Source organism: Pseudomonas sp. S3E12 (assembly GCF_001702295.1).
Taxonomy (GTDB): Bacteria; Pseudomonadota; Gammaproteobacteria; order Pseudomonadales; family Pseudomonadaceae; genus Aquipseudomonas; species Aquipseudomonas marginalis.
On the sequence record NZ_MBDT01000004.1, the window covers coordinates 1 to 24,234 of the forward strand.

Genomic DNA, 24,234 nt, shown 5'->3' on the forward strand with positions numbered 1-24,234 from the left:
GAAACCCCACACTACCATCGGCGATGCATCGTTTCACTGCTGAGTTCGGGATGGGATCAGGTGGTTCCAATGCTCTATGGTCGTCAAGAAATTCGGGTACTGAGTCGTGGCCAGCGGGCCTCGCTTCAGCAAATTGGGTATGTGACAGCTGTCGGTGTTTTGTGAAATCTCGAACTTTCGGTTCATTGCGTCTTCACACACCGCAATCTGGCCTTTCGACGCAAATTGCTTGGGTGTTATATGGTCAAGCCTCACGGGCAATTAGTATTGGTTAGCTCAACGCCTCACAGCGCTTACACACCCAACCTATCAACGTCGTAGTCTTCGACGGCCCTTCAGGGGACTCAAGGTCCCAGTGAGATCTCATCTTGAGGCTAGTTTCCCGCTTAGATGCTTTCAGCGGTTATCTATTCCGAACATAGCTACCCGGCAATGCCACTGGCGTGACAACCGGAACACCAGAGGTTCGTCCACTCCGGTCCTCTCGTACTAGGAGCAGCCCCTCTCAAATCTCAAACGTCCACGGCAGATAGGGACCGAACTGTCTCACGACGTTCTAAACCCAGCTCGCGTACCACTTTAAATGGCGAACAGCCATACCCTTGGGACCGGCTTCAGCCCCAGGATGTGATGAGCCGACATCGAGGTGCCAAACACCGCCGTCGATATGAACTCTTGGGCGGTATCAGCCTGTTATCCCCGGAGTACCTTTTATCCGTTGAGCGATGGCCCTTCCATACAGAACCACCGGATCACTAAGACCTACTTTCGTACCTGCTCGACGTGTCTGTCTCGCAGTCAAGCGCGCTTTTGCCTTTATACTCTACGACCGATTTCCGACCGGTCTGAGCGCACCTTCGTACTCCTCCGTTACTCTTTAGGAGGAGACCGCCCCAGTCAAACTACCCACCATACACTGTCCTCGATCCGGATAACGGACCTGAGTTAGAACCTCAAAGTTGCCAGGGTGGTATTTCAAGGTTGGCTCCACGCAGACTGGCGTCCACGCTTCAAAGCCTCCCACCTATCCTACACAAGCAAATTCAAAGTCCAGTGCAAAGCTATAGTAAAGGTTCACGGGGTCTTTCCGTCTAGCCGCGGATACACTGCATCTTCACAGCGATTTCAATTTCACTGAGTCTCGGGTGGAGACAGCGCCGCCATCGTTACGCCATTCGTGCAGGTCGGAACTTACCCGACAAGGAATTTCGCTACCTTAGGACCGTTATAGTTACGGCCGCCGTTTACCGGGGCTTCGATCAAGAGCTTCGCGTTAGCTAACCCCATCAATTAACCTTCCGGCACCGGGCAGGCGTCACACCCTATACGTCCACTTTCGTGTTTGCAGAGTGCTGTGTTTTTAATAAACAGTCGCAGCGGCCTGGTATCTTCGACCGGCATGGGCTTACGGAGCAAGTCCTTCACCCTCACCGGCGCACCTTCTCCCGAAGTTACGGTGCCATTTTGCCTAGTTCCTTCACCCGAGTTCTCTCAAGCGCCTTGGTATTCTCTACCCAACCACCTGTGTCGGTTTGGGGTACGGTTCCTGGTTACCTGAAGCTTAGAAGCTTTTCTTGGAAGCATGGCATCAACCACTTCGTTAACTAAAAGTTAACTCGTCATCAGCTCTCGGCCTTAGAATCCCGGATTTACCTAAGATTCCAGCCTACCACCTTAAACTTGGACAACCAACGCCAAGCTGGCCTAGCCTTCTCCGTCCCTCCATCGCAATAACCAGAAGTACAGGAATATTAACCTGTTTTCCATCGACTACGCTTTTCAGCCTCGCCTTAGGGACCGACTAACCCTGCGTCGATTAACGTTGCGCAGGAAACCTTGGTCTTTCGGCGTGGGTGTTTTTCACACCCATTATCGTTACTCATGTCAGCATTCGCACTTCTGATACCTCCAGCAAGCTTCTCAACTCACCTTCACAGGCTTACAGAACGCTCCTCTACCGCATCACTTACGTGATACCCGTAGCTTCGGTGTATGGTTTGAGCCCCGTTACATCTTCCGCGCAGGCCGACTCGACTAGTGAGCTATTACGCTTTCTTTAAAGGGTGGCTGCTTCTAAGCCAACCTCCTAGCTGTCTAAGCCTTCCCACATCGTTTCCCACTTAACCATAACTTTGGGACCTTAGCTGACGGTCTGGGTTGTTTCCCTTTTCACGACGGACGTTAGCACCCGCCGTGTGTCTCCCATGCTCGGCACTTGTAGGTATTCGGAGTTTGCATCGGTTTGGTAAGTCGGGATGACCCCCTAGCCGAAACAGTGCTCTACCCCCTACAGTGATACATGAGGCGCTACCTAAATAGCTTTCGAGGAGAACCAGCTATCTCCGAGCTTGATTAGCCTTTCACTCCGATCCACAGGTCATCCGCTAACTTTTCAACGGTAGTCGGTTCGGTCCTCCAGTTAGTGTTACCCAACCTTCAACCTGCCCATGGATAGATCGCCCGGTTTCGGGTCTATTCCCAGCGACTAGACGCCCTATTAAGACTCGCTTTCGCTACGCCTCCCCTATTCGGTTAAGCTCGCCACTGAAAATAAGTCGCTGACCCATTATACAAAAGGTACGCAGTCACCCAACAAAGTGGGCTCCCACTGCTTGTACGCATACGGTTTCAGGATCTATTTCACTCCCCTCTCCGGGGTTCTTTTCGCCTTTCCCTCACGGTACTAGTTCACTATCGGTCAGTCAGTAGTATTTAGCCTTGGAGGATGGTCCCCCCATATTCAGACAAAGTTTCTCGTGCTCCGTCCTACTCGATTTCATGACTAAGAGATTTTCGCGTACAGGGCTATCACCCACTATGGCCGCACTTTCCAGAGCGTTCCGCTAATCTCAAAGCCACTTAAGGGCTAGTCCCCGTTCGCTCGCCACTACTAAGGGAATCTCGGTTGATTTCTTTTCCTCAGGGTACTTAGATGTTTCAGTTCCCCTGGTTCGCCTCTTGCACCTATGTATTCAGTACAAGATAACCATCTTATGATGGCTGGGTTCCCCCATTCAGACATCTCCGGATCAAAGTCTGTTTGCCGACTCCCCGAAGCTTTTCGCAGGCTACCACGTCTTTCATCGCCTCTGACTGCCAAGGCATCCACCGTATGCGCTTCTTCACTTGACCATATAACCCCAAGCAATCTGGTTATACTGTGAAGACGACATTCGCCGAAAATTCGATCATACTCAATTAAGAGCCACTCACAAATTTTACCTTAGCCTGATCCGTTACCAGTGAAAGTAACGTTCAGTCTATCTTTCTATCACATACCCAAATTTTTAAAGAACGATCTAATCAAAGACTAGAAATCAACATTCACCATCATACTGATGGAATGCTCATTTCTAAGCTTTCATAACGCAGAAGCAGTAGTGGTGGAGCCAAACGGGATCGAACCGTTGACCTCCTGCGTGCAAGGCAGGCGCTCTCCCAGCTGAGCTATGGCCCCGTATTTCTACAGGCGTTTCCCACACAAAATTGGTGGGTCTGGGCAGATTCGAACTGCCGACCTCACCCTTATCAGGGGTGCGCTCTAACCAACTGAGCTACAGACCCAATTTCGGGCTGCTTCTTTATCGTCTTCTTCAATGAATCAAGCAATTCGTGTGGGAACTTATGGAGCAGCTGATGTCGTCGATTAAGGAGGTGATCCAGCCGCAGGTTCCCCTACGGCTACCTTGTTACGACTTCACCCCAGTCATGAATCACACCGTGGTAACCGTCCTCCCGAAGGTTAGACTAGCTACTTCTGGTGCAACCCACTCCCATGGTGTGACGGGCGGTGTGTACAAGGCCCGGGAACGTATTCACCGCGACATTCTGATTCGCGATTACTAGCGATTCCGACTTCACGCAGTCGAGTTGCAGACTGCGATCCGGACTACGATCGGTTTTCTGGGATTAGCTCCACCTCGCGGCTTGGCAACCCTCTGTACCGACCATTGTAGCACGTGTGTAGCCCAGGCCGTAAGGGCCATGATGACTTGACGTCATCCCCACCTTCCTCCGGTTTGTCACCGGCAGTCTCCTTAGAGTGCCCACCATGACGTGCTGGTAACTAAGGACAAGGGTTGCGCTCGTTACGGGACTTAACCCAACATCTCACGACACGAGCTGACGACAGCCATGCAGCACCTGTCTCAATGTTCCCGAAGGCACCAATCCATCTCTGGAAAGTTCATTGGATGTCAAGGCCTGGTAAGGTTCTTCGCGTTGCTTCGAATTAAACCACATGCTCCACCGCTTGTGCGGGCCCCCGTCAATTCATTTGAGTTTTAACCTTGCGGCCGTACTCCCCAGGCGGTCAACTTAATGCGTTAGCTGCGCCACTAAGAGCTCAAGGCTCCCAACGGCTAGTTGACATCGTTTACGGCGTGGACTACCAGGGTATCTAATCCTGTTTGCTCCCCACGCTTTCGCACCTCAGTGTCAGTATCAGTCCAGGTGGTCGCCTTCGCCACTGGTGTTCCTTCCTATATCTACGCATTTCACCGCTACACAGGAAATTCCACCACCCTCTACCATACTCTAGTCAGTCAGTTTTGAATGCAGTTCCCAGGTTGAGCCCGGGGATTTCACATCCAACTTAACAAACCACCTACGCGCGCTTTACGCCCAGTAATTCCGATTAACGCTTGCACCCTCTGTATTACCGCGGCTGCTGGCACAGAGTTAGCCGGTGCTTATTCTGTCGGTAACGTCAAAACCATCACGTATTAGGTAATGGCCCTTCCTCCCAACTTAAAGTGCTTTACAATCCGAAGACCTTCTTCACACACGCGGCATGGCTGGATCAGGCTTTCGCCCATTGTCCAATATTCCCCACTGCTGCCTCCCGTAGGAGTCTGGACCGTGTCTCAGTTCCAGTGTGACTGATCATCCTCTCAGACCAGTTACGGATCGTCGCCTTGGTGAGCCATTACCCCACCAACTAGCTAATCCGACCTAGGCTCATCTGATAGCGCAAGGCCCGAAGGTCCCCTGCTTTCTCCCGTAGGACGTATGCGGTATTAGCGTCCGTTTCCGAACGTTATCCCCCACTACCAGGCAGATTCCTAGGCATTACTCACCCGTCCGCCGCTCTCAAGAGAAGCAAGCTTCTCTCTACCGCTCGACTTGCATGTGTTAGGCCTGCCGCCAGCGTTCAATCTGAGCCATGATCAAACTCTTCAGTTCAAACATCTTTGGGTTTTTAAGAAACCCTAAACTTGGCTCAGCAATCGTTGGTTATTCTTTGATTTCTCGCGGAGTAACTTGTGATGCTGATAATCTTGTTGACTATCAGTCTGACTCCACAAGCACCCACACGAATTGCTTGATTCAGTTGTTAAAGAGCGGTTGGTTAAGAGCTTTCGTCTCAACCGAGGCGCGCATTCTACAGCAGCCTCATTTGCTGTCAAGTGATTATTTTCAGAAGCTTTCGAAGATTTCTTCAACAACTTCAACCACTTGCGCTTGCGATCTCTCGTTAGCGGGAGGCGAATTCTACAGCGTTACACGCTGCTGTCAACACCTCTTTTCCTCCGCTTTCGACCGAGAAGATCGAATCGTTAATAGCGTCAAACAACACGACCCTACCAACTTCTTCTGGGCTTCGATGAACTGAAGCAATCCGCTGCCTTATTCTGCATAACTCGTTGTTTATCAAGGAGTTTTACGTTTCGACTGCGCCGGAAGTGGGGCGAATTATAGACGTCTACAACCTGCGGTCAAGCGTTAATTACGCTTTTGTTGCAGTGGGTGCTTTTTTAGTAATAAGTCGGGGGATTCGGCGCGCCACTGGCGGTACACGCAGTACCAGAAGCAACGCACCTATAGAAGCATAGATAGCCCATTCCTTCAGATCAGCCCGCACGATCCACAGCATGTGCAACAGACCAAGCCCAAGAATCACATACACCAGCCGATGCAGCTTCTTCCAGCGACTACCCAGTCGGCGTTGGCTATAGCGATTAGACGTCACCGCCAACACAAACAAAGACAAGAATCCCAGCGCCCCCACAATAATGTAAGGCCGTTTGCGCAGCTCCACACCCAATTGCGACCAATCCAGCCCCAGAACAAACACACAATAAGCCGCCAAATGCAGCACTACATAAGCAAAGCACCACAATCCAAGCTGCCGGCGCACCGCGATCCACCCCGCCCAACCGCTCAGCTTCTGCAGCGGCGTCATTCCAAGGGTAATCAGCAAGAGGATCAGGGTACCCAGGCCAAGCCGATCAACCAGCACCTTGCCCGGATCCGGCCCCAAGGCAAAACTCCATGCCTCATACAGCCATAATAACGGCCACACTGCCGCAGCTATAAAAACGCCAACGCGCCAGATGGGGTAACGCATCAGTAGTTCTTCCGCAGATCGAGGCCTGTATATAAAGAGGCGACCTCATCCGAGTAGCCATTGAACATCTGCGTCTCACGCACATTCGGACTGAACAGGCCGCTTGGCAGACGACGCTCCCGCGCCTGGGTCCAGCGGGGATGATCCACCGTAGGGTTCACATTCGCATAGAAACCATACTCATCCGCAGCGATACTCTGCCAAGTGGTTTTTGGCTGCTCGCTCACAAGACTGATACGCACAATGGATTTCACGCTCTTGAAACCGTATTTCCAGGGCACGACCAGACGTAACGGTGCACCGTTCTGATTGGGTAACTCGCGCCCATACATGCCAACGGCAAGAATCGCCAAAGGATTCATCGCTTCATCCAGACGCAGCCCTTCTACATATGGCCAGTCAATCAAGCCAAAACTCGAGCGCTGCCCAGGCATGCTCTTGGCATCCTGAAGGGTTTCAAAGCGGATGTATTTGGCCTTGGAGGTCGGCTCAACCTTCTTGAGTAAGGCAGAGATCGGAAAACCCATCCACGGGATGACCATCGACCACGCCTCGACACAGCGTAAACGGTAAATCCGCTCTTCTAATTGATAGGGCTTCATGAAGTCTTCAAGGGAGTAACGCCCCGGCTTTGCAACCTCACCATCAATCACCACACTCCAGGGCTCGGTCTTGAGTGATCCCGCATTTTTCGCAGGATCGCCCTTGTCTGTTCCGAACTCATAGAAGTTGTTGTAGTGAGTTGCGTCCTTGAAGGGGGTGATGGACTCATCCTTGACCGTCACCGCCTGCCATTTCGTTGCCGGCAATTTTTCGGCAAACCAATTGGGCGCCTTGCCAGGCTCAACATCGGGATAACGCGCGGCCTCGTCAGCACTGGCCCAACGCGGCAGGCTGCTGGCAGCAATGCCGGCAAGCGCACCACCGAGCAAGCTACGGCGAGAAAGGTAGAAGGACTCAGGCGTGACATCCGATTCTTGGCAATCGGACGCTTTGGGCAATTTGATTAACATGGCAACTCCGCAGCATTGGAGAACTGATGCACCAATAGACTGCGGAGTATGGGGGAAATTACATTAAGGCAACGTTTTGTCCCGGCGCATATGCAGCAAGTACTGAATCGGCCCCGAAGCGGCGTAGACAAGGAAGGCCAATAGCAGAATCCGAGGAGGATCACTGAAGACCACCGCAAACACCAGTACCACTGCCAGGATCGCCACGAAAGGTACACGCCCCTTGAGGTCAAGCTCCTTGAAGCTGTTGTACTTGATATTGCTGACCATCAGCATACCGGCCGCAGCAACCATCAACGCCACCAGGAACGACATTTTCGAACCCTGGATGCCGTAGTCGCTGAACGCCCAGACAATACCCGCCACCACGCCCGCCGCTGCCGGACTGGCCAGACCAATGAAGTAACGTTTATCAGCAGTCCCCACCTGGGTATTGAAGCGAGCCAGACGCAACGCCGCACCCGCAACATAGATGAAGGCGACCATCCAGCCAACCTTACCCATATCACCCAGCGCCCAGGCGAAGGCCAGCAGTGCAGGTGCAACACCAAAGGCAACCATGTCCGATAGCGAGTCATACTCGGCTCCGAAGGCGCTTTGGGTATTGGTCATGCGCGCCACACGACCATCAAGGCCATCCAGCACCATGGCCACGAAAATCGCGATGGCAGCAAAGCCGAAATACTTGCTGGCGCTCGCCGCATCACCTGCCGCCAGGGCACTTTGGGCACTCATTGAGTTGATGATGGAATAGAACCCGGCAAACAGGTTTGCCGTAGTGAACAGATTGGGTAGCAAATAGATGCCACGATGCCGGACCTTGCGGCCTTCAGCGTCATGCCCTTCTTCGACATGTTCATCGATCGGCAGCAGGCTTTCGGCGTCAGAAGCCTGGTTTGGCTCTTCGGGACGTTCGCTCATGGACTTTACCTTGCAACGGTGTGAAAAAAATTCGACCAATACTTGCGGCGAGTGTTCGCCCGCAAACGATGCAGCTTTATACCAGAACCCGCCCCCCAAACGAAAAAACGCGGCCTAAGCCGCGTTTTCTGTTGATACGTACGACTTAGTTTTTGGCTTTGTCGACGATCTTGTTGGCACCGATCCACGGCATCATGGAGCGCAGTTGCTCGCCGATGACTTCGATACCGTGAGCAGCGTTGTTACGACGCTTGGCGGTCATCGAAGGGTAGCCGGTAGCACCTTCGCTGATGAACATTTTGGCATACTCGCCGTCCTGAATACGTTTCAGGGCGTTGCGCATAGCTTGGCGGGACTCGGCGTTGATGACTTCCGGGCCAGTCACGTACTCGCCGTATTCGGCGTTGTTGGAGATCGAGTAGTTCATGTTGGCGATACCGCCTTCGTACATGAGGTCAACGATCAGCTTCAGTTCGTGCAGGCATTCGAAGTAGGCCATTTCCGGCGCGTAGCCAGCTTCAACCAGGGTTTCGAAACCGGCTTTAACCAGCTCAACGGTACCGCCGCACAGAACGGCTTGCTCGCCGAACAGGTCGGTTTCGGTCTCGTCCTTGAAGGTGGTTTCGATGATGCCGGTACGACCGCCACCCACGCCAGCAGCGTAAGACAGCGCAACGTTCTTGGCGTTGCCCGAAGCATCCTGGTAGATCGCGATCAGGTCAGGGATACCACCGCCTTTGACGAACTCGGAGCGTACGGTGTGGCCCGGTGCCTTCGGCGCAATCATGATCACGTCGAGGTCTGCGCGCGGTACAACCTGGTTGTAGTGGATCGCGAAGCCGTGGGAGAAGGCCAGGGTGGCGCCCTTCTTGATGTTCGGCTCGATTTCGTTCTTGTACAGCGCGGACTGGAACTCGTCCGGGGTCAGGATCATGACCAGGTCGGCGGCAGCAACAGCGGAAGCAACGTCAGTCACTTTCAGGCCGTGGGCTTCAGCCTTGGCAACGGTGGCCGAGCCTTTACGCAGGCCAACAGTCACGTCAACGCCGGAGTCTTTCAGGTTGCAGGCTTGCGCGTGACCCTGGGAGCCGTAGCCGATGATGGCGACTTTCTTGCCCTGGATGATCGACAGGTCACAATCTTTATCGTAATAAACTTTCATGAGGTTCCTCTATATATCCAGGCCTTAAGGCCATTCGCTAATTTGGGTTAGATGCTGAGTACTTTGTCGCCACGGGCAATCCCGGTGACACCACTGCGTACCGTTTCCAGAATCGAGGCCGTGCCAATCGACTGGATGAAGCTGTCCAGCTTGTCGCTCGTACCGGTCAGTTGAACGGTATAAACACTGGCGCTCACATCGACGATCTGCCCGCGATAAATATCGGTAGTGCGCTTGATCTCGGCACGCTGGGCACCCGTTGCCTTGACCTTGACCAGCATCAGCTCGCGCTCAATGTGGGCACTTTCCGACAGGTCGACCAGCTTGACCACTTCGATCAGCTTGTTGAGGTTCTTGGTGATCTGCTCGATCACCTCATCGTGGCCCACGGTGGTCAACGTCAGGCGCGACAAAGTCGGGTCTTCGGTCGGCGCCACGGTCAGGCTTTCGATGTTGTAGTTGCGTTGCGAAAACAGGCCGACAACACGAGACAGAGCGCCGGGTTCGTTCTCCAGAAGCAGGGAGATAATGTGCCGCATGATTAAGTACGCTCCGTCTTGTTCAGCCACATGTCGCGCATAGAGCCGTCTTTGATCTGCATCGGGTAGACGTGCTCACTGGTATCCACCTGAATATCGATGAACACCAGGCGGTCCTTCATGGCGAACGCTTCTTCCATCTTCGGCTTCAGATCTTTCAGATCGGTGATGCGAATGCCAACGTGGCCATAGGCTTCAACCAACTTGATGAAATCCGGCAACGATTCCATGTAGGAATGGGAGTGACGGCTACCGTAGCTCATGTCCTGCCACTGACGAACCATGCCCAGCACGCCGTTGTTCAAGCAGACAATCTTCACAGGAAGACCGTACTGCAGGCACGTCGACAGTTCCTGGATGTTCATCTGAATGCTGCCTTCACCGGTGACGCAGGCAACGTCAGAGTCCGGGAAACTCAGTTTCACGCCCATGGCTGCCGGGAAACCAAAGCCCATCGTGCCCAGGCCACCGGAGTTGATCCAGCGGTTAGGCTTGTCGAACTTGTAGTACTGCGCGGCGAACATCTGGTGCTGGCCCACATCGGAGGTCACAAAGGCGTCGCCCTTGGTCACTTCGCAGAGCGTCTCGATCACGGTTTGTGGCTTGATGATGCTGCCGTCGCCCTTGTCGTAAGGGAACAGGCCACGGTCACCACGCCATTCGTCGATCTGCTTCCACCAGCTGGCAACGGATTCCTTGTTCGGCGTCTCGCCGATGTCCTTGAGTGCAGCGACCATTTCGGTCAATACACTTTCTACCGGACCTACGATCGGCACATCGGCCTTGATGGTCTTGGAGATGGACGCCGGGTCGATGTCGATATGGATGATCTTGGCATTCGGGCAGAACTTGCTCGCGCCATTGATCACGCGGTCATCAAAACGCGCGCCCACTGCCAGGATCACGTCGGCGTGGTGCATGGTCAGGTTGGCGGTGTAGCTGCCGTGCATGCCCAGCATACCCACGAACTGACGGTCCGTACCCGGGAATGCGCCGAGGCCCATCAGGGTGTTGGTTACCGGCAGGTTGAGCAGCTTGGCCAGTTCGGTCAACGGTGCAGAACCGCCGCCCAGGATCACGCCACCACCCGAGTACAGCACGGGACGCTTGGCCGCCAGGAGCATTTCTGCCGCCTTGCGGATTTGCCCCGAGTGCCCGCGAACGGCCGGGCTGTAGGAACGCAGCTTGGCTTTCTTCGGGAAAACGTATTCGAATTTTTCAGCCGGGTTGGTCATGTCTTTCGGGATATCGACCACGACAGGCCCCGGGCGACCGGACTGCGCGAGGTAGAAGGCCTTTTTCATGACGTCCGGGATTTCCGACGCATGCTTGATCATGAAGCTGTGTTTCACGATCGGCCTGGAGATACCGATCATGTCGGTTTCCTGGAACGCATCGGTCCCCACCATGGTGCTTGGCACCTGGCCGGAAATGATCACCATCGGAATGGAGTCCATATAAGCAGTCGCGATGCCGGTAATGGCATTGGTTGCGCCTGGGCCGGAGGTTACCAGTACCACACCGGCTTTACCGGTGGCACGGGCATAACCGTCAGCCATATGGGTCGCGGCCTGTTCGTGGCGAACCAGGATGTGGGTAACAGCCGGTTCCTTGAACAGTGCGTCGTAAACATGCAGCAGAGCACCACCTGGGTACCCGTAGATATAGTCGACGCCTTCGTCACGCAAAAAGCGGACGAGCATCTCACCGCCAGATAAAAGCTCCACGTTGTTCACCTCTAAAACGCCAGAATACCGTCCGTTGAAAACCGACGGGTCTTAATAGGTTTACTTCTCAACAGAGCATGAGCGACGGTGGTCGCCGACTACGTCAGCACTGACTGAGCAAGTATTGGGATCGTCCCAAGTGTTGCGGGCTTTTCCCACCCAGCGCGAGGTAACGCGTTGCGGGTGTAACAGGTCGGCGCGGATGTGCGCCTCATGATCTGCTGAGCGGGCCTGCTTCTGGCAGTCCCGATACAGCGGACTTTGGATTCTTCTGTTTCAGGCCTCTCAAGTCAAGCAATAATTGCGCTTTTTTCCAACTAAGCGCATGAGAACGTAGAAGAAAGGGCTTTGAGGAGGGATAAAACTCGCCTGAATGTCGTCAAGCGGTAGAAATGTGCGCAAGACTGCCGAAAAAACCGGCAGCCAGGCAATTAACGAGCGTCGACGATCAGTTGGTCGAACTTTTTCAGCGCATTGCGCAAACCAAGGCTCTCGAGCGGCCGGTCGGCATAGACCATCTCGGCCATCTCCATGATCCCGGAAGCATTGGGCAAGGGCAGATCCTGCTCGAGAATCTGCTTCATGCGCACAAGGAAGACCCACTGCAACCACTGGTGGAAGTCCAGAGTATCCACCGAAAAGGGCTCGACACTGCTGAGCGCTTCGGCACTGGGGCGCACCTCATCCCACCAGCCCTGCACGCGCAATTCGCGCTCGATCAGCAATAACTGTTCGGCAATCGCGGGAAACCGTGCATCCATCAGAGGTTGACCTTGGCTTTTTGCCGAGCCTGGGCAGCGCCGGCAGCGTCACCTTGTGCCGCACGCGCATCGCCGATCAACGCCCACAGGCTGGCTTGCAGGTCGGGACGACCGTTGGCCAGCGTGAGACCACGACGAGCGAATTGTTCGGCCTGGGGCGCATCGCCCTGGGCCATGCGTACCTGGGCAAGGCGATACAGCACTTGCGGCTCGCGCGGAGCAACACGTTGCGCACGCTCAAGGCTGGATGACGCACCATTCAAGTCACCACCCGCCTGCTGTTGCTGCGCGGTGGTCAGCAACGCCAGCACCGGACCGTCCAATTGCTCGTCGGCTGACAAGCCGCCAGCACTGGAGGACGATGGAATGCCGCTCGGCGTCGACGGCATGGTGTAGGTACCCTGGTTGATCGGCGCGGTCTGCATCGGCGCGGAATCGATCGGCCCGGAGGAGCTTGGCCCAGGCGTCCAAGGCTCGGCACTGATTGGCGCCGAGGCAGCAGCACCGCCGCCCGGCACCATCACGACCACACCCGAATCCTGCGGCACGGCCTGAGGCCTGGCCTGGGCCGGACGGTTGGTCACGGTTTGGCGGAAACCGCCATTGGCCGAGATACGGTCATTATTGGAGACAGCTGTACTCGAATCCACCACAGGAATAGAGCCGCGCTGCACGCTGGAGCAACCGCCGAGCAAAGCCAGAGCTGTAATAGCTGGAATCCACCACTTGTTCACTTGAAACCCTCTTTGCTTAATTCATCCAGCCCTTGACCCAATCCATCACCGATTCCGCATCTGCAGGGGCTCCGCCACCGCACGCAGCACCGGCTGGTGGTTCGCTGCCGCGAATATACGGCATCTGCACCGCGCCCGGACAGTTGGCATCGGAGCCCTGGCCGGTATGCGGATCAATCCAGGCCTGCACGATGTTATCCGGCTGCGGCATGTTCAACGGCAGCGGGTCGGCCTTGCGCATGAAACTGGTCCAGACCTGCAGCGCGCCAGTGGCACCGGTGAATGGTGTCTTGCCATTATCGTCACGGCCCAGCCACACCACTGCGAGCACATCCTGACCGAAACCTGCGAACCAGCTGTCACGGGAGTCGTTACTGGTACCGGTCTTGCCCGCCAGTGTCAGGTTGGAAGGCAAGACTTTATAGACCGAGCTGCCGGTGCCTTCACGCATCACACGCTGCATGGCGTTCTGGATCAGATAGATGGAGCCCGCATCGAAACGTTGCTGAATCTGGAACGGATAGCGCTTGAGCGGCTCACCCTCGGCCGTCAGCACACTGCGGATCCCGCGCATCGGGGTATTGAAGCCCCCGTTGGCGAGGGTCTGGTACATGGTCGCCACTTCAATCGGCGTCATGGCACCGGCCCCCAGTAGAATCGATGGGAAGGCCGGGAATTCACGGGTGATGCCCAGGCGCGCCAGTGTCTTGAGGACATTCGGCACGCCAACCTCCAAGCCGAGCCGGGACGTGGAAATGTTGTAGGAATGCGCCAAGCCCTGATACAGGAACACCGTGCCGTGGGAGCGGCGATCAAAGTTCTGCGGCGTCCAGACCTGGCCGTCGCCCCCCTTGACCGACAGCGGATCATCCGACAGCCAACTGGTAAGGGTGTATTTGCTCGGTTTTTCCAACGCCGTCAGGTAGACCGCCGGCTTGACCAGCGAGCCGATCGGCCGCACGGCATCGAGTGCGCGGTTGAAACCGGCAAAGCTGGCCTGGCGACTGCCGATCATGGCCTGGACTTCACCGGTTTCCGGGTTGGTCACCACCATGGCGGCTTCTACTTCGTCGGCGCCCTTACGGCCCGTCAGGCGCTTGAAGGTGTCGTTGACCGACGCTTCTGCCTTCATCTGCAGGATCGGGTCGAAGCTGGTGAAGATCCGCAGGCCTTCTTCGGTCAAGTCTTCGTCGCGATAGTCTTCACGCAACTGGCGCTTTACCAGATCGATAAAGCCTGGGAATGAACTGTCCGCCAACTTCCCGCGGGTTGTCACACCCAGTGGCATTTTTTTCGCCGCGGCCACTTGTTCCGCCGTGGCAACGCCTTGCTGTTCAAGCACATCGAGCACCAGGTTACGGCGCTCAAGCGCACGCTCCGGATTGCGACGCGGGTTGTAGTAGGAAGGCCCCTTGACCATGCCCACCAACAAGGCAACCTGATGCAACTTCAACTCGGACAGCGGTTGACCAAAGAAGAACTGGCTGGCCAAACCGAAGCCGTGCACCGCGCGCTGACCATCCTGGCCGACGAATACCTCGTTGAGGTACGCCTCAAGGATCTCCTGCTTGCTGTAGTGCAACTCAAGCAGCATCGCCATCATGGCTTCGGTGAGCTTACGGGTCAGACTGCGCTCGTTGGTCAGGTAGAAGTTCTTCACCAACTGCTGGGTCAGCGTACTGCCGCCCTGGGTCATCCTGCCGCCGGAAGTATTCACCCAGACGGCACGGGCAATCGACTTCGGCGAAACGCCCCAGTGACTATAAAAGTCGCGGTCCTCTACAGCCACTAACGTTTCCAGTAGATACGGCGGCACCTGATCAAGCTTGATCAGGATGCGATCTTCAAGGTTCTTCGGGTAAATCCCGCCGATCATCAGCGGTTCAAGGCGTACCACCGGCAACTTGGAGCCGTTCAGGGAGGACAGTTCGGCCACATAGTCGCCGGAGAAGCGCACGCGCACAGGCTGGGCCTTCTCCAGGCCTTCATAGAACTGGAAGCCGCGGGTATTGAGGTCGACGGTGTTGCCGCTGACTGCAGCCGCCCCTGGACCATTGCTCACGGGTTCGCGTCGATAGCCCAGGGCGTCGAGTTCGGTGAGGAAGTCATCCTTGCTCAGCTTCTGGCCGGTAAAGAGTTCCAGCGGGCGTGCATACACCTTGGCCGGGATAGTCCAGCGCTTGCCGGAGAACTTCTCCTGGACCACAGCGTCGAGGTACACCGCAAAGCCAGCGAGCACCACAAGGCCTACCAGGCCGAGCTTGAGCGCCCAGCCAAGCCACGGGCGCAGGCCGCGGGAAGGAGGTTTTTTACGGGAACGGGGAGATCGGGTTCGAGTCATGGCGGCGGATTATACGCACTTTATTGATGATCAACATGAGCCGGACAGCGGTTTGCACGACCGCCCGTAGCAGCCATAATGCGCGCCATGATTCCCCCCCGACTCTGAAGGATCGCCCGTGAGCCAGTCACTGATCGCAGCCCTGCAAAACCCGGCTTTGTACCCTCATCCGGTTGAAGCGTTCCAGGTCATCGAAACGCATATTTCATGGGTGGTCCTGACCGGCCCCTACGCCTATAAATTGAAAAAACCGATGAACTTCGGGTTCCTGGACTTCACCGACCTGGAAAAACGCGGGCACTTCTGCAACGAAGAACTGCGCCTCAACCAACGCCTGACCACAGATCTGTATCTGGAAGTGTTGCCGATTACCGGTACAGCCGAAGCCCCGCAATTGGGTGGCGACGGCCCGGTGATCGAATATGCCCTGAAGATGCGTCAGTTCCCGCAAAGCCAATTGCTCAGCACCTTGCAGGCCAATGGCGAATTGACCGCCACGCACATCGATGAAATGGCCAGGCAGATCGCACGCTTTCACCTCGCCGCACCAAGAGTGCCGCAGGACCACGCGGCCGGCACCCCCGATGAAGTGATGGCACCGGTACGGCAGAACTTCGACCAGATCCGCCCATTCCTCAGCGACAAAGCCGACCTGATTCAACTGGAAGCCCTGCAAGCCTGGGCCGAAAGCAGCTTCGAACGCCTGAAACCGCTGCTGGCACAGCGCAAGCTCGACGGTTTCACCCGCGAGTGCCACGGTGACATCCATCTCGGCAACGCCACCTTGATTGACGGCAACGTGGTGATCTTCGACTGCATCGAGTTCAACGAGCCGTTTCGCTTCACCGATGTGTACGCCGACACCGCTTTCCTGGCCATGGACCTGGAAGATCGCGGCCTCAAGTCCCTGGCGCGGCGCTTTATCAGCCAGTACCTGGAACTGACCGGTGACTATCAGGGCCTTGAAGTGCTGAACTTCTACAAAGCCTACCGCGCCCTGGTGCGTGCCAAGGTGTCGCTGTTCAGCATGCCGAGCGAGGCAAGCCCGGTGCAGCGCGCAACGACCCTGCGCCAATACCGCAACTACGCCAACCTGGCGGAAAGCTACAGCACCATTCCATCGCGCTTCCTGGCAATTACCCACGGTGTCTCGGCAGTCGGCAAAAGCCACGTTGCCATGCGCCTGGTGGAAGCATTGGGCGCTGTACGCCTGCGCTCGGACGTGGAGCGCAAGCGCATGTTCGGCGAGCAGCAGGTGGAAAACACACCCCAGGCCGGCATCTATGCGTCCGACGCCAGCGCCAGGACCTACGCTCGCTTGAATGACATCGCGGATACCGTGCTGCGCGCCGGCTTCCCGGTAGTACTGGATGCCACCTTCCTCAAACGCGAACAACGCGACGCCGCAGCCAAAGTGGCCGAAGCCACGGGGGCGCCGTTCCTGATCCTGGACTGCAACGCGCCACAGGCGGTTATCACCAGTTGGTTGGCGCAACGTCAGGCCGACAAAAACGATCCATCCGACGCGACCCTGAGCGTTATCGAAGAACAACAGGCCAACCGTGACCCACTGACCGCCGAAGAACTGTTGCTGAGTAAACGCGTCGAGACCAACCAAAGTGGAACCCTCGATGCGTTGGTCACACAAATTCGCCAGCGCCTGCCAGGCCTGTAAGAAAAATTTCTTGGGCGTGTCGTCTACTTGGACGCACGCCCAAGAAATAGTGGCACTATAATGGCGTCATAAATCCAACAGGAGTCGTTTTCATGAGTCAGCCCAAGCTTCTAGATACACCGCTCTACGCACTCCTGCATAAAGACGATATTCGTGGCTTCAATCAGGCACGCCCGGCAGGCGGCATTATCGACATGCGCGGCGGCGACTTCCGTGGGCTGGACTTGCGCGACCTGAACGCCACCGGCGTGGACTTCACCGACGCGTATTTCCGCTCCGCCGACTTGCGCGGCCTGGATTTGCGCGACTGCTCGCTGGAAGGCGCCAGCCTGGCCCATGCGCAGATTTCGGGCACCTACTTCCCGCCTGAATTGACTGCCGATGAGATCCTCATGTCGGTCAATTTCGGCACTCGCCTGCGCTACCGCACCAAGTAAGATTCGATCCAAGCCCGACTACGCGCAACGCGTAGCGGGTGCTTCACGCCTGCCCGGCGTCAAAATCCCCGCGCCATTCTTATAAGCTTTTTGGCCGTTTCGGACCAAAGAACTACGCTTTTCCTACTGAGCGCTACACTGCTGTTCAGGCCTGCCTGGTCACGATACCCACCGCACCATTCGGCCGTCGCAAGGAGGCTTGATGAACGATGAGCTGCAACACCTGAAAAACCTCGGCAAGACGTCAGCGCAGTGGCTGCATGCGGTGGGCATCCACAGTGCATCCGACTTGCGTCGCCTGGGAGCGGTCGATGCGTATCGAGCCGTCAGGACTCGCGGATTTCGCGCATCAAAAGTGTTGCTCTATGCGATCGAAGGGGCCCTGATGGACGTGCACTGGAATGACATTCCGGTCGAGCGTAAGGAGGCGTTGAACCGCCAGCTGGATGCCATTTCAGCGCGTCAGAAGAGCTAGGTCGTCAGCAAGGCCCAATGTTTATGCGCACTTCGAACGGACGTTTGAGGAAAACCGCAGATCCTTCAAAAACAACTGTTGACTCTCAAATGAGAATCGTTATGATTATCACAACTGGTCGCGAGATCAGCCGATAACTGAAAGACCATTGGTTCGGACTCTCAGATTATCTCCTCATCAGGCTAATCACGGTTATTTGACCCGGCTTTTGCCGGGTCTTTTTTTGCCTGCGAAAAAGCACGCCTCAGCGAGCAATGATTAACGGGTGGCCCCGCTCCGGGTGCGGCTGAACCAATACTTCCAAACCAAACACGGCCTTAAGCGGCTCGGGCCGCAGCACCTGCGCCGGTGTATCCAACGCGTGAGGACGGCCCTGCTCCAGCAGCAAAATACGATCACAGTAGCGCGCGGCCAGGTTCAGGTCATGGAGGATCACCAGCACTGCCGCACCACGATCGGCAAAGCGGCGGATCGCTTGAAGGGTCGTGTGCTGATGCAGGGGGTCCAGCATCGATGTCGGCTCATCCAGCAGCAATGTCTGCCCCGCCTCACCCGGCCATAGTTGTGCCAACACCCGCGCCAAATGCACGCGTTGACGCTCGCCACCAGACAGAGCCAAGTAGCTACGACCTTTCAAGTGTGCGACGTCTGCCGCCAGCAAGGCTGCGTGGATAATTTCATCATCGCGCACACGCCCCGCCTGATGGGGCAAACGGCCCATGCCGACCACCTCTTCGACACGGAACGCGAAGTCCAGGGTCGAGGTTTGTGGCAACACCGCCAGCCGCTGCGCGCGCAGCGGTCCGCTCCAGTCTTTCAACGCCTGCTGCCCCAACCACACCTTGCCCTGATCCGGGTGCAACTCGCCGCACAACGCCCCCAGCAACGTACTCTTACCCGCGCCATTGGGACCCAGCACACCGATCACTTCACCCGGCAGCAACTCCAGAGTGACATCCGCCAGCACGACCTTGTGGCCACGCCGGATCTGCAGGTCTTCAACACGCAGCATCAGGCACGTCCCCGTAACAACAGGTAAAGAAAAAACGGCGCGCCAATAAACGCAGTCACGATACCAATCGGTAATTCAGCCGGCGCCAAGGCCAGTCGCGCAACCAAGTCGGCAAACAGCAACAAACTCGCGCCCGCCAATATCGACGCCGGCAGCAGCACGCGGTGATCAGGCCCGGCCAGCAACCTGACCAGATGTGGCACCACCAGCCCGACAAAACCAATCATGCCCGCCGCAGCCACCGCAGCACCTACACCTAATGCGGTACAGAACACCAACTCGCGCTTGAGCCCTTCAACATCAATTCCCAGGTGACTGGCCTCGGATTCGCCGAGCAACAGCGCATTCAACGCCTTGGCCCGGCGCGGCAACCAGAGCGCCACACCGGCACTGACCAGCAATAAGGGCCATAACCGCGAATAGCTCGCGCCGTTGAGGCTGCCAAGGTTCCAGAACGTCAGGGTGCGCAGGGTGGCGTCGTCCGCCAGGTAGGTGAACAGGCCCACTGCCGAGCTTGCCAGTGCAGTGAGGGCAATGCCGGCAAGCAGCATCGTCGCCACATTGGTCTGACCGTTACGGCGCCCCAGCCGATAAACCAGCGCGGTCACGCCCAGCCCGCCTAGAAACGCGCACAGCGACAGCACATAAGGCCCGAATGCCTCCGGTAACCCACCAAAAAACGCACCGCCGACAATGGCGATTGCCGCCCCCAGTGCCGCCCCGCTGGAAACCCCGACCAACCCCGGATCGGCCAGCGGGTTACGAAACAACCCTTGCATGGCCACGCCGGACAATGCCAATACGCCACCGACCGCCAAACCGAGCAACGTACGCGGCAAACGGATCTGCCCCAGGATCAACTCAGCCTGCTCCAGGCCTTGCGCCTCTATCGGCACGCCCATCAAGCGCAATGCCGCCTTGAGCGTATCCAGCAACGGCAAGCTTACCGGGCCCAATGCCAACGAGAGCCAGGTCGCCAACAGGCATAACAGTGCCAGGCCGATGAACAGCGCTTTCGGTTTAACCAGAGTGGTCATGGAGCGGGTTTAGCCTGTGACGGGTAAAAGCCGGCCGAGAGTTTCACCAGACTTTGCGGCAGGCGCGGTCCAAGCCCACCCACCAGCAAGGTCGGGTCCAGCTCGAACACACGCCCACGCTTGGCCGCCGGCGTCGAAGCCAGGATCGGATTCTCCTTGAACAACGCCGCGCGCGCCGCGTCTCCCGTAAGGGCACGATCGGCAAACACCAGCACATCCGGGCTCAGCCCTGCCAACGACTCCACCGAAAATGGCTTGTAACCGCTGTGGGTAGCCAGGTTATGCCCGCCGGCCTGCTGCACCACCCAATCGCCCGCTGTGTCCTTACCGGCAATCAGCGGCTTGCCGCCAGCATGACCGATCAGCAGCAACACGCCAGGTGCCTTCCGCGCGGCCTGCGCCTTGGCGACCCAGCTTTTCTGCTGATCAAGGGCCCGTTCATATCCGGTAAACAATGCACTGGCCTTTGCCTCATCTCCCAGCAACTTGCCCAGGTGCTGAAGATTACCCTTCAAGGTCGGCAAATCCGGCTGCGCCGAGAACATCTCGACCTGGACACCTGCACTGCGAATCTGCGCCAGCACCGGCGGCGGCCCCATCTCTTCAGTCCCCACCAGCACCTGTGGGCGCAGGCTGAGAATGCCTTCGGCCGACAATTGCCGCTGATAGCCGATACTTGGCAACGCCTTGAGCGATTCAGGATGCTGGCTGGTGGTGTCCACGCCGACCAACTTCGGCTCACCGCCCAACGCCGTGACCCATTCCGACAGCGCCCCACCGGCACTCACCCAGCGTTGTGGCAGTTCAGAGGCTTGCGCCCCATGGTTGACCAGCAGTCCGACAACAAGCGCAATAGCGCTGGCACTCAGGCGCATAACAGGGTTTCCTTCCAAAGGGCAGGGCCTTTCGAGCACTCATCGATGTGACAGATAACCCCTGGCGGACATCGAACTGAGCACCCAGTCAGCTAACGGGCGAAGCCGGCATTTGATAATTGTTTGCATTTGAACGTCAAGGCACTTAAGGATTGAAATGAAGTTTCTCTGCCCCTCGGACATGCTCGCGCCCAACAGCAGCCTCGGTTTTACGATGGATGGCACGCCGCTGCTGGCGGTACGCCGGGACGGCATCGCCTACTTCTATATCAACCGCTGCCCTCATCGCGGCATTCCACTGGAGTGGCAACCCGACCGGTTCCTTGACGACAGCGCCAGCCTGATCCAATGCGCCACCCACGGCGCGCTGTTCCTGATCGAAAGCGGCGAGTGCATTGCCGGCCCATGCGCAGGTAAAAGCCTCAAGGCCCTGCGCGGTCGCGAAGACGCACAGGGCCTGTGGGTGGATCTCTAGTCGAGCAACACCTCTAACCGACGATCCACGCAAATCTCCTCGGACGTCACGCGCACCCCATACGCCAACACTTCCACCCCGGCAGCTTTAGCCTCGCGCAAGGCCGCACCGTAGGCAGCATCGATTTCCAGCGCCGGGCGCACCGCGTCAATCCCCGAGAGGTTGACGCAATACAACTGCACCGCCCGCACACCTTCACGCGCCAGGTGCGCCAGCTCCCGCAGGTGCTTGGCGCCACGCTGGGTCACCGCATCGGGGAAAGCGGCAACCCGGGTGCCATCAAACCCCAGCGTGACACTTTTAACTTCCACATACGCCGCGCCGTCGGGATATTCGAGACGAAAGTCGATGCAGCTTTTCTCCTGGCCGTAAGGCACTTCCCGCTTCAACGCGGTGAAACCGTTGAGTTCAGTGATCACGCCAGCGCGCAATGCCTCCTCGACCAACGGATTGGCGCGTGCCGTGTTAACGCACGCCAAGCGGCCCTGGGGCGTTTCGGCAATTTCCCAGGTACCGGGCAACTTGCGCTTGGGGTCATTGGAGCGACTGAACCAGACCTGCCCGCCTTCCACCATGCAGTTGAGCATCGAACCGGTATTTGGGCAGTGAATAGTCAACAACTCGCCGGTAACGGTTTCGATATCGGTGAGAAAGCGCTTATAACGGCGAATCAGCCGGCCTTCTTCGAGGGGAGGATAAAAGCGCATCAGCCTTGCCAGCTCCGCAGGCCACGCTGGATTCGTTCCACCGCCTCCTGTAGTCGATCAAGGTTTTGCGTGTAGGCAAAACGCACATGATGGCCCGCTTGATAGCGACCAAAATCCAGACCGGGGGTAAAGGCGACATGCTCGGTTTCAAGGAAATGACGACAAAACGCGAAGGCATCTGCGCCGAACGCACTGATATCAGCATACAAATAGAACGCACCTTCCGGCTCTACGGCAATTCCGAAGCCCAACTCGCGCAAGGCGGGCAGCAGGAAGTCGCGACGCCGGCCAAATTCGGCACGGCGCTCCTCCAGAATGCTCAGGGTCTGCGGGGTAAAACAGGCGAGCGCCGCATGTTGGGCCATGCTGGGCGCGCTGATATACAGATTTTGCGCCAGTTTTTCCAGGTCGCCGACCGCAGCCGGCGGCGCCACCAGCCAGCCCAGGCGCCAGCCGGTCATGCCGAAATACTTCGAAAAACTATTCAGGACGAAGGCCTCATCGTCGACCTCCAGCACGCTGGCGGCGTCAGTGCCGTAGGTCAGGCCGTGATAGATCTCATCCACCACCAGATGGCCGTTACGCGCCCTGATTGCGTCGGAAAGCCCGGCTAATTCATCACGCGTGAGGATCGTGCCGGTGGGATTCGCCGGGGAGGCAACCAACGCGCCCACGCTGTCCTGATCCCAGTGTCTGGCCACCAGGTCAGCGGTCAGTTGATAACGCACTTCAGGGCCTACCGGCACCAGTTGCGCGGCACCTTCCACCAGGCGCAGGAAGTGCCGGTTACACGGGTAACCCGGGTCTGCCAGCAGCCAATGCTTGCCGGGGTCCACCAACAGGCTGCTGGCCAACAACAGTGCGCCGGAGCCCCCGGGAGTGATCAGGATACGCTCGGGATCGACGTTCAATCCGTAGCGCTGCTGGTAGAAACCGCTGATGGCTTCACGCAATTCCGGCAGGCCACGGGCCGCGGTATAGCGGGTCTTGCCATTGACCAGCGCCGCCTGGCCGGCCTGGATGATCGGCTCGGCCGTGGTGAAATCCGGCTCGCCGATCTCCAGGTGGATCACATCATGGCCGGCCGCTTGCAGCTCATTGGCTCGCGCCAGTAACGCCATGACATGAAAAGGTTCGATGGCGCGACTGCGCGCACTGTAGGGCTGAGCCATTAGCCTTCCTTAACGGTGAGGACAAAATCAGGATTCTACCGAACCCTCGCGGTAAAACATGCTCTATTGCCTGCCTGGCCGTCCAAGATGAACCCGGCAAGCGCTTGCAAAACGACTAAAATCAACATTCGAGACGATGCATACCCAGCCACAGCGGGCTGCTGCAGTTTGCAACCCCTGCATGACGGGCGTCGACAACCGGGAGTGGCGCACCCTGAATCTATCTGGTAAGTTCGCCCGCTTGCAGCCGCAGGGCCGGCAGGTGTCGGTGACGTTGCAATCCTGCGCAATGGATTAGAAGAGTGAGAGGCGGTCTATTCATGTCCACCCAAGCAAAGCAACAGAGCATCAGCGGCTTCCAACCCTACGTTGAATCGAAGGGTGAGGAATACATGGGCAAGCCCATGCGCGAGCACTTCTCCAAAATCCTGAAGCAGTGGAAGCAGGACTTGATGCAGGAAGTCGACCGCACGGTTGACCACATGAAGGATGAAGCCGCCAATTTCCCGGACCCGGCAGACCGTGCCAGCCAGGAAGAAGAGTTCGCCCTCGAACTGCGCGCCCGCGATCGCGAGCGCAAGCTGATCAAGAAAATCGACAAGACGTTGCAACTGATCGAAGACGAAGAATACGGCTGGTGCGAATCCTGCGGTGTCGAGATCGGTATCCGTCGCCTGGAAGCCCGCCCTACTGCGGACCTCTGCGTAGACTGCAAGACCTTGGCTGAAATCAAGGAAAAACAGGTCGGCAAGTGATCCAGCCGATCTGAACGAATGGGGCGTGCGAACGCCCCGTTTTTGTTTCTGGGATTTACCGATTTTC

19 protein-coding genes, 2 tRNA genes and 3 rRNA genes are annotated in these 24,234 nt (G+C 57.1%); 5 read left to right on the top strand and 19 right to left on the bottom strand.

Annotated elements, in window-relative coordinates; translation table 11 throughout:
• The 14 genes from rrf to mrcB form a co-directional block, all read right to left on the bottom strand.
• Positions 1-88: ribosomal RNA gene (gene rrf, locus BB029_RS03575) — 5S ribosomal RNA — on the bottom strand; the annotation flags it as partial.
• A 152-nt stretch (positions 89-240) separates the two neighbouring features.
• Positions 241-3,132 (bottom strand): 23S ribosomal RNA (locus BB029_RS03580).
• A 249-nt stretch (positions 3,133-3,381) separates the two neighbouring features.
• A tRNA-Ala gene (locus BB029_RS03585) sits at positions 3,382-3,457 on the bottom strand.
• Between the two features lie 30 nt (positions 3,458-3,487).
• Positions 3,488-3,564: transfer RNA gene (locus BB029_RS03590), tRNA-Ile, on the bottom strand.
• A gap of 83 nt (positions 3,565-3,647) precedes the next feature.
• A 16S ribosomal RNA gene (locus BB029_RS03595) occupies positions 3,648-5,184 on the bottom strand.
• A gap of 544 nt (positions 5,185-5,728) precedes the next feature.
• Positions 5,729-6,349: a protein-methionine-sulfoxide reductase heme-binding subunit MsrQ gene (msrQ, locus tag BB029_RS03600; protein WP_065938258.1), complete on the bottom strand. Its 621-nt coding sequence runs from the start codon at positions 6,347-6,349 to the stop codon at positions 5,729-5,731.
• Entirely contained in the window at positions 6,349-7,362 is a 1,014-nt protein-coding gene (gene msrP, locus BB029_RS03605) for a protein-methionine-sulfoxide reductase catalytic subunit MsrP (RefSeq protein WP_065938259.1), read from the bottom strand. Before msrP ends, msrQ begins: the two co-directional genes overlap by 1 nt.
• Before the next feature lie 63 nt (positions 7,363-7,425).
• Positions 7,426-8,283, bottom strand: a complete 858-nt coding sequence (gene pssA / locus BB029_RS03610; protein ID WP_053137711.1) for a CDP-diacylglycerol--serine O-phosphatidyltransferase — start codon at positions 8,281-8,283, stop codon at positions 7,426-7,428.
• A gap of 145 nt (positions 8,284-8,428) precedes the next feature.
• Entirely contained in the window at positions 8,429-9,445 is a 1,017-nt protein-coding gene (ilvC, locus tag BB029_RS03615; protein ID WP_003176099.1) for a ketol-acid reductoisomerase, read from the bottom strand.
• A 47-nt stretch (positions 9,446-9,492) separates the two neighbouring features.
• Complete coding sequence (gene ilvN / locus BB029_RS03620; RefSeq protein WP_003176102.1) at positions 9,493-9,984, bottom strand: acetolactate synthase small subunit; 492 nt, start codon at positions 9,982-9,984, stop codon at positions 9,493-9,495.
• Between the two features lie 2 nt (positions 9,985-9,986).
• On the bottom strand, positions 9,987-11,711 hold the full coding sequence (locus tag BB029_RS03625) for an acetolactate synthase 3 large subunit (RefSeq protein WP_027605397.1): 1,725 nt from the start codon (positions 11,709-11,711) through the stop codon (positions 9,987-9,989).
• A 431-nt stretch (positions 11,712-12,142) separates the two neighbouring features.
• A complete protein-coding gene (locus tag BB029_RS03630) occupies positions 12,143-12,472 on the bottom strand; it encodes a YqcC family protein (protein WP_065938260.1) in 330 nt (109 codons plus the stop codon).
• On the bottom strand, positions 12,472-13,206 hold the full coding sequence (locus tag BB029_RS03635; RefSeq protein WP_065938261.1) for a M48 family metallopeptidase: 735 nt from the start codon (positions 13,204-13,206) through the stop codon (positions 12,472-12,474). Before BB029_RS03635 ends, BB029_RS03630 begins: the two co-directional genes overlap by 1 nt.
• Before the next feature lie 16 nt (positions 13,207-13,222).
• Positions 13,223-15,547: a penicillin-binding protein 1B gene (gene mrcB / locus BB029_RS03640; RefSeq protein WP_065938262.1), complete on the bottom strand. Its 2,325-nt coding sequence runs from the start codon at positions 15,545-15,547 to the stop codon at positions 13,223-13,225.
• A gap of 118 nt (positions 15,548-15,665) precedes the next feature.
• On the opposite strand from mrcB, the gene BB029_RS03645 reads away from it, so the two are divergent.
• The 3 genes from BB029_RS03645 to BB029_RS03655 all read left to right on the top strand — a co-directional run bounded on the left by BB029_RS03645 (position 15,666) and on the right by BB029_RS03655 (position 18,134).
• Positions 15,666-17,222, top strand: a complete 1,557-nt coding sequence (locus BB029_RS03645) for a bifunctional aminoglycoside phosphotransferase/ATP-binding protein (RefSeq protein ID WP_065938263.1) — start codon at positions 15,666-15,668, stop codon at positions 17,220-17,222.
• A 92-nt stretch (positions 17,223-17,314) separates the two neighbouring features.
• Complete coding sequence (locus BB029_RS03650) at positions 17,315-17,659, top strand: pentapeptide repeat-containing protein (protein ID WP_065938264.1); 345 nt, start codon at positions 17,315-17,317, stop codon at positions 17,657-17,659.
• 202 nt (positions 17,660-17,861) lie between these two features.
• A complete protein-coding gene (locus BB029_RS03655) occupies positions 17,862-18,134 on the top strand; it encodes a TfoX/Sxy family protein (protein WP_027605391.1) in 273 nt (90 codons plus the stop codon).
• A 244-nt stretch (positions 18,135-18,378) separates the two neighbouring features.
• Here BB029_RS03655 and BB029_RS03660 read toward each other — a convergent pair whose 3' ends face one another.
• Genes BB029_RS03660 through BB029_RS03670 form a run of 3 tightly spaced genes read right to left on the bottom strand, consistent with a single transcriptional unit; the run spans position 18,379 to position 21,058 of the window.
• A complete protein-coding gene (locus tag BB029_RS03660) occupies positions 18,379-19,146 on the bottom strand; it encodes a heme ABC transporter ATP-binding protein (protein WP_065938265.1) in 768 nt (255 codons plus the stop codon).
• The gene (locus BB029_RS03665; protein ID WP_168166795.1) at positions 19,146-20,129 is read right to left on the bottom strand and encodes an iron ABC transporter permease; all 984 of its coding nucleotides are present in this window, start codon (positions 20,127-20,129) and stop codon (positions 19,146-19,148) included. Before BB029_RS03665 ends, BB029_RS03660 begins: the two co-directional genes overlap by 1 nt.
• A 50-nt stretch (positions 20,130-20,179) precedes the next feature.
• Positions 20,180-21,058, bottom strand: coding sequence for a hemin ABC transporter substrate-binding protein (locus tag BB029_RS03670; RefSeq protein ID WP_065938267.1), 879 nt, complete (start codon positions 21,056-21,058; stop codon positions 20,180-20,182).
• 157 nt (positions 21,059-21,215) lie between these two features.
• Here BB029_RS03670 and BB029_RS03675 point away from each other — a divergent pair, with 157 nt between their 5' ends.
• Complete coding sequence (locus BB029_RS03675; protein WP_065925298.1) at positions 21,216-21,533, top strand: Rieske 2Fe-2S domain-containing protein; 318 nt, start codon at positions 21,216-21,218, stop codon at positions 21,531-21,533.
• On the opposite strand, the gene sfsA is transcribed toward BB029_RS03675, so the two are convergent.
• Entirely contained in the window at positions 21,530-22,240 is a 711-nt protein-coding gene (gene sfsA / locus BB029_RS03680; RefSeq protein ID WP_065938268.1) for a DNA/RNA nuclease SfsA, read from the bottom strand. The genes BB029_RS03675 and sfsA overlap by 4 nt on opposite strands.
• Positions 22,240-23,412, bottom strand: coding sequence for a pyridoxal phosphate-dependent aminotransferase (locus BB029_RS03685; protein ID WP_065938269.1), 1,173 nt, complete (start codon positions 23,410-23,412; stop codon positions 22,240-22,242). Before BB029_RS03685 ends, sfsA begins: the two co-directional genes overlap by 1 nt.
• A gap of 320 nt (positions 23,413-23,732) precedes the next feature.
• Here BB029_RS03685 and dksA point away from each other — a divergent pair, with 320 nt between their 5' ends.
• Positions 23,733-24,167 carry an RNA polymerase-binding protein DksA gene (dksA, locus tag BB029_RS03690; RefSeq protein ID WP_005791430.1) on the top strand — a complete coding sequence of 145 codons (435 nt, stop codon included), beginning with the start codon at positions 23,733-23,735 and terminating at the stop codon, positions 24,165-24,167.
• Positions 24,168-24,234: the final 67 nt, after the last annotated feature.

Coding starts and splice junctions, on each gene's coding strand:
- msrQ (WP_065938258.1), bottom strand. CDS start 6,349: ATGCGTTACCCCATCTGGCGCGTTGGCGTTTTTATAGCTGCGGCAGTG.
- msrP (WP_065938259.1), bottom strand. CDS start 7,362: ATGTTAATCAAATTGCCCAAAGCGTCCGATTGCCAAGAATCGGATGTC.
- pssA (WP_053137711.1), bottom strand. CDS start 8,283: ATGAGCGAACGTCCCGAAGAGCCAAACCAGGCTTCTGACGCCGAAAGC.
- ilvC (WP_003176099.1), bottom strand. CDS start 9,445: ATGAAAGTTTATTACGATAAAGATTGTGACCTGTCGATCATCCAGGGC.
- ilvN (WP_003176102.1), bottom strand. CDS start 9,984: ATGCGGCACATTATCTCCCTGCTTCTGGAGAACGAACCCGGCGCTCTG.
- BB029_RS03630 (WP_065938260.1), bottom strand. CDS start 12,472: ATGGATGCACGGTTTCCCGCGATTGCCGAACAGTTATTGCTGATCGAG.
- mrcB (WP_065938262.1), bottom strand. CDS start 15,547: ATGACTCGAACCCGATCTCCCCGTTCCCGTAAAAAACCTCCTTCCCGC.
- BB029_RS03650 (WP_065938264.1), top strand. CDS start 17,315: ATGAGTCAGCCCAAGCTTCTAGATACACCGCTCTACGCACTCCTGCAT.
- BB029_RS03655 (WP_027605391.1), top strand. CDS start 17,862: ATGAACGATGAGCTGCAACACCTGAAAAACCTCGGCAAGACGTCAGCG.
- BB029_RS03660 (WP_065938265.1), bottom strand. CDS start 19,146: ATGCTGCGTGTTGAAGACCTGCAGATCCGGCGTGGCCACAAGGTCGTG.
- BB029_RS03670 (WP_065938267.1), bottom strand. CDS start 21,058: ATGCGCCTGAGTGCCAGCGCTATTGCGCTTGTTGTCGGACTGCTGGTC.
- BB029_RS03675 (WP_065925298.1), top strand. CDS start 21,216: ATGAAGTTTCTCTGCCCCTCGGACATGCTCGCGCCCAACAGCAGCCTC.
- sfsA (WP_065938268.1), bottom strand. CDS start 22,240: ATGCGCTTTTATCCTCCCCTCGAAGAAGGCCGGCTGATTCGCCGTTAT.
- BB029_RS03685 (WP_065938269.1), bottom strand. CDS start 23,412: ATGGCTCAGCCCTACAGTGCGCGCAGTCGCGCCATCGAACCTTTTCAT.
- dksA (WP_005791430.1), top strand. CDS start 23,733: ATGTCCACCCAAGCAAAGCAACAGAGCATCAGCGGCTTCCAACCCTAC.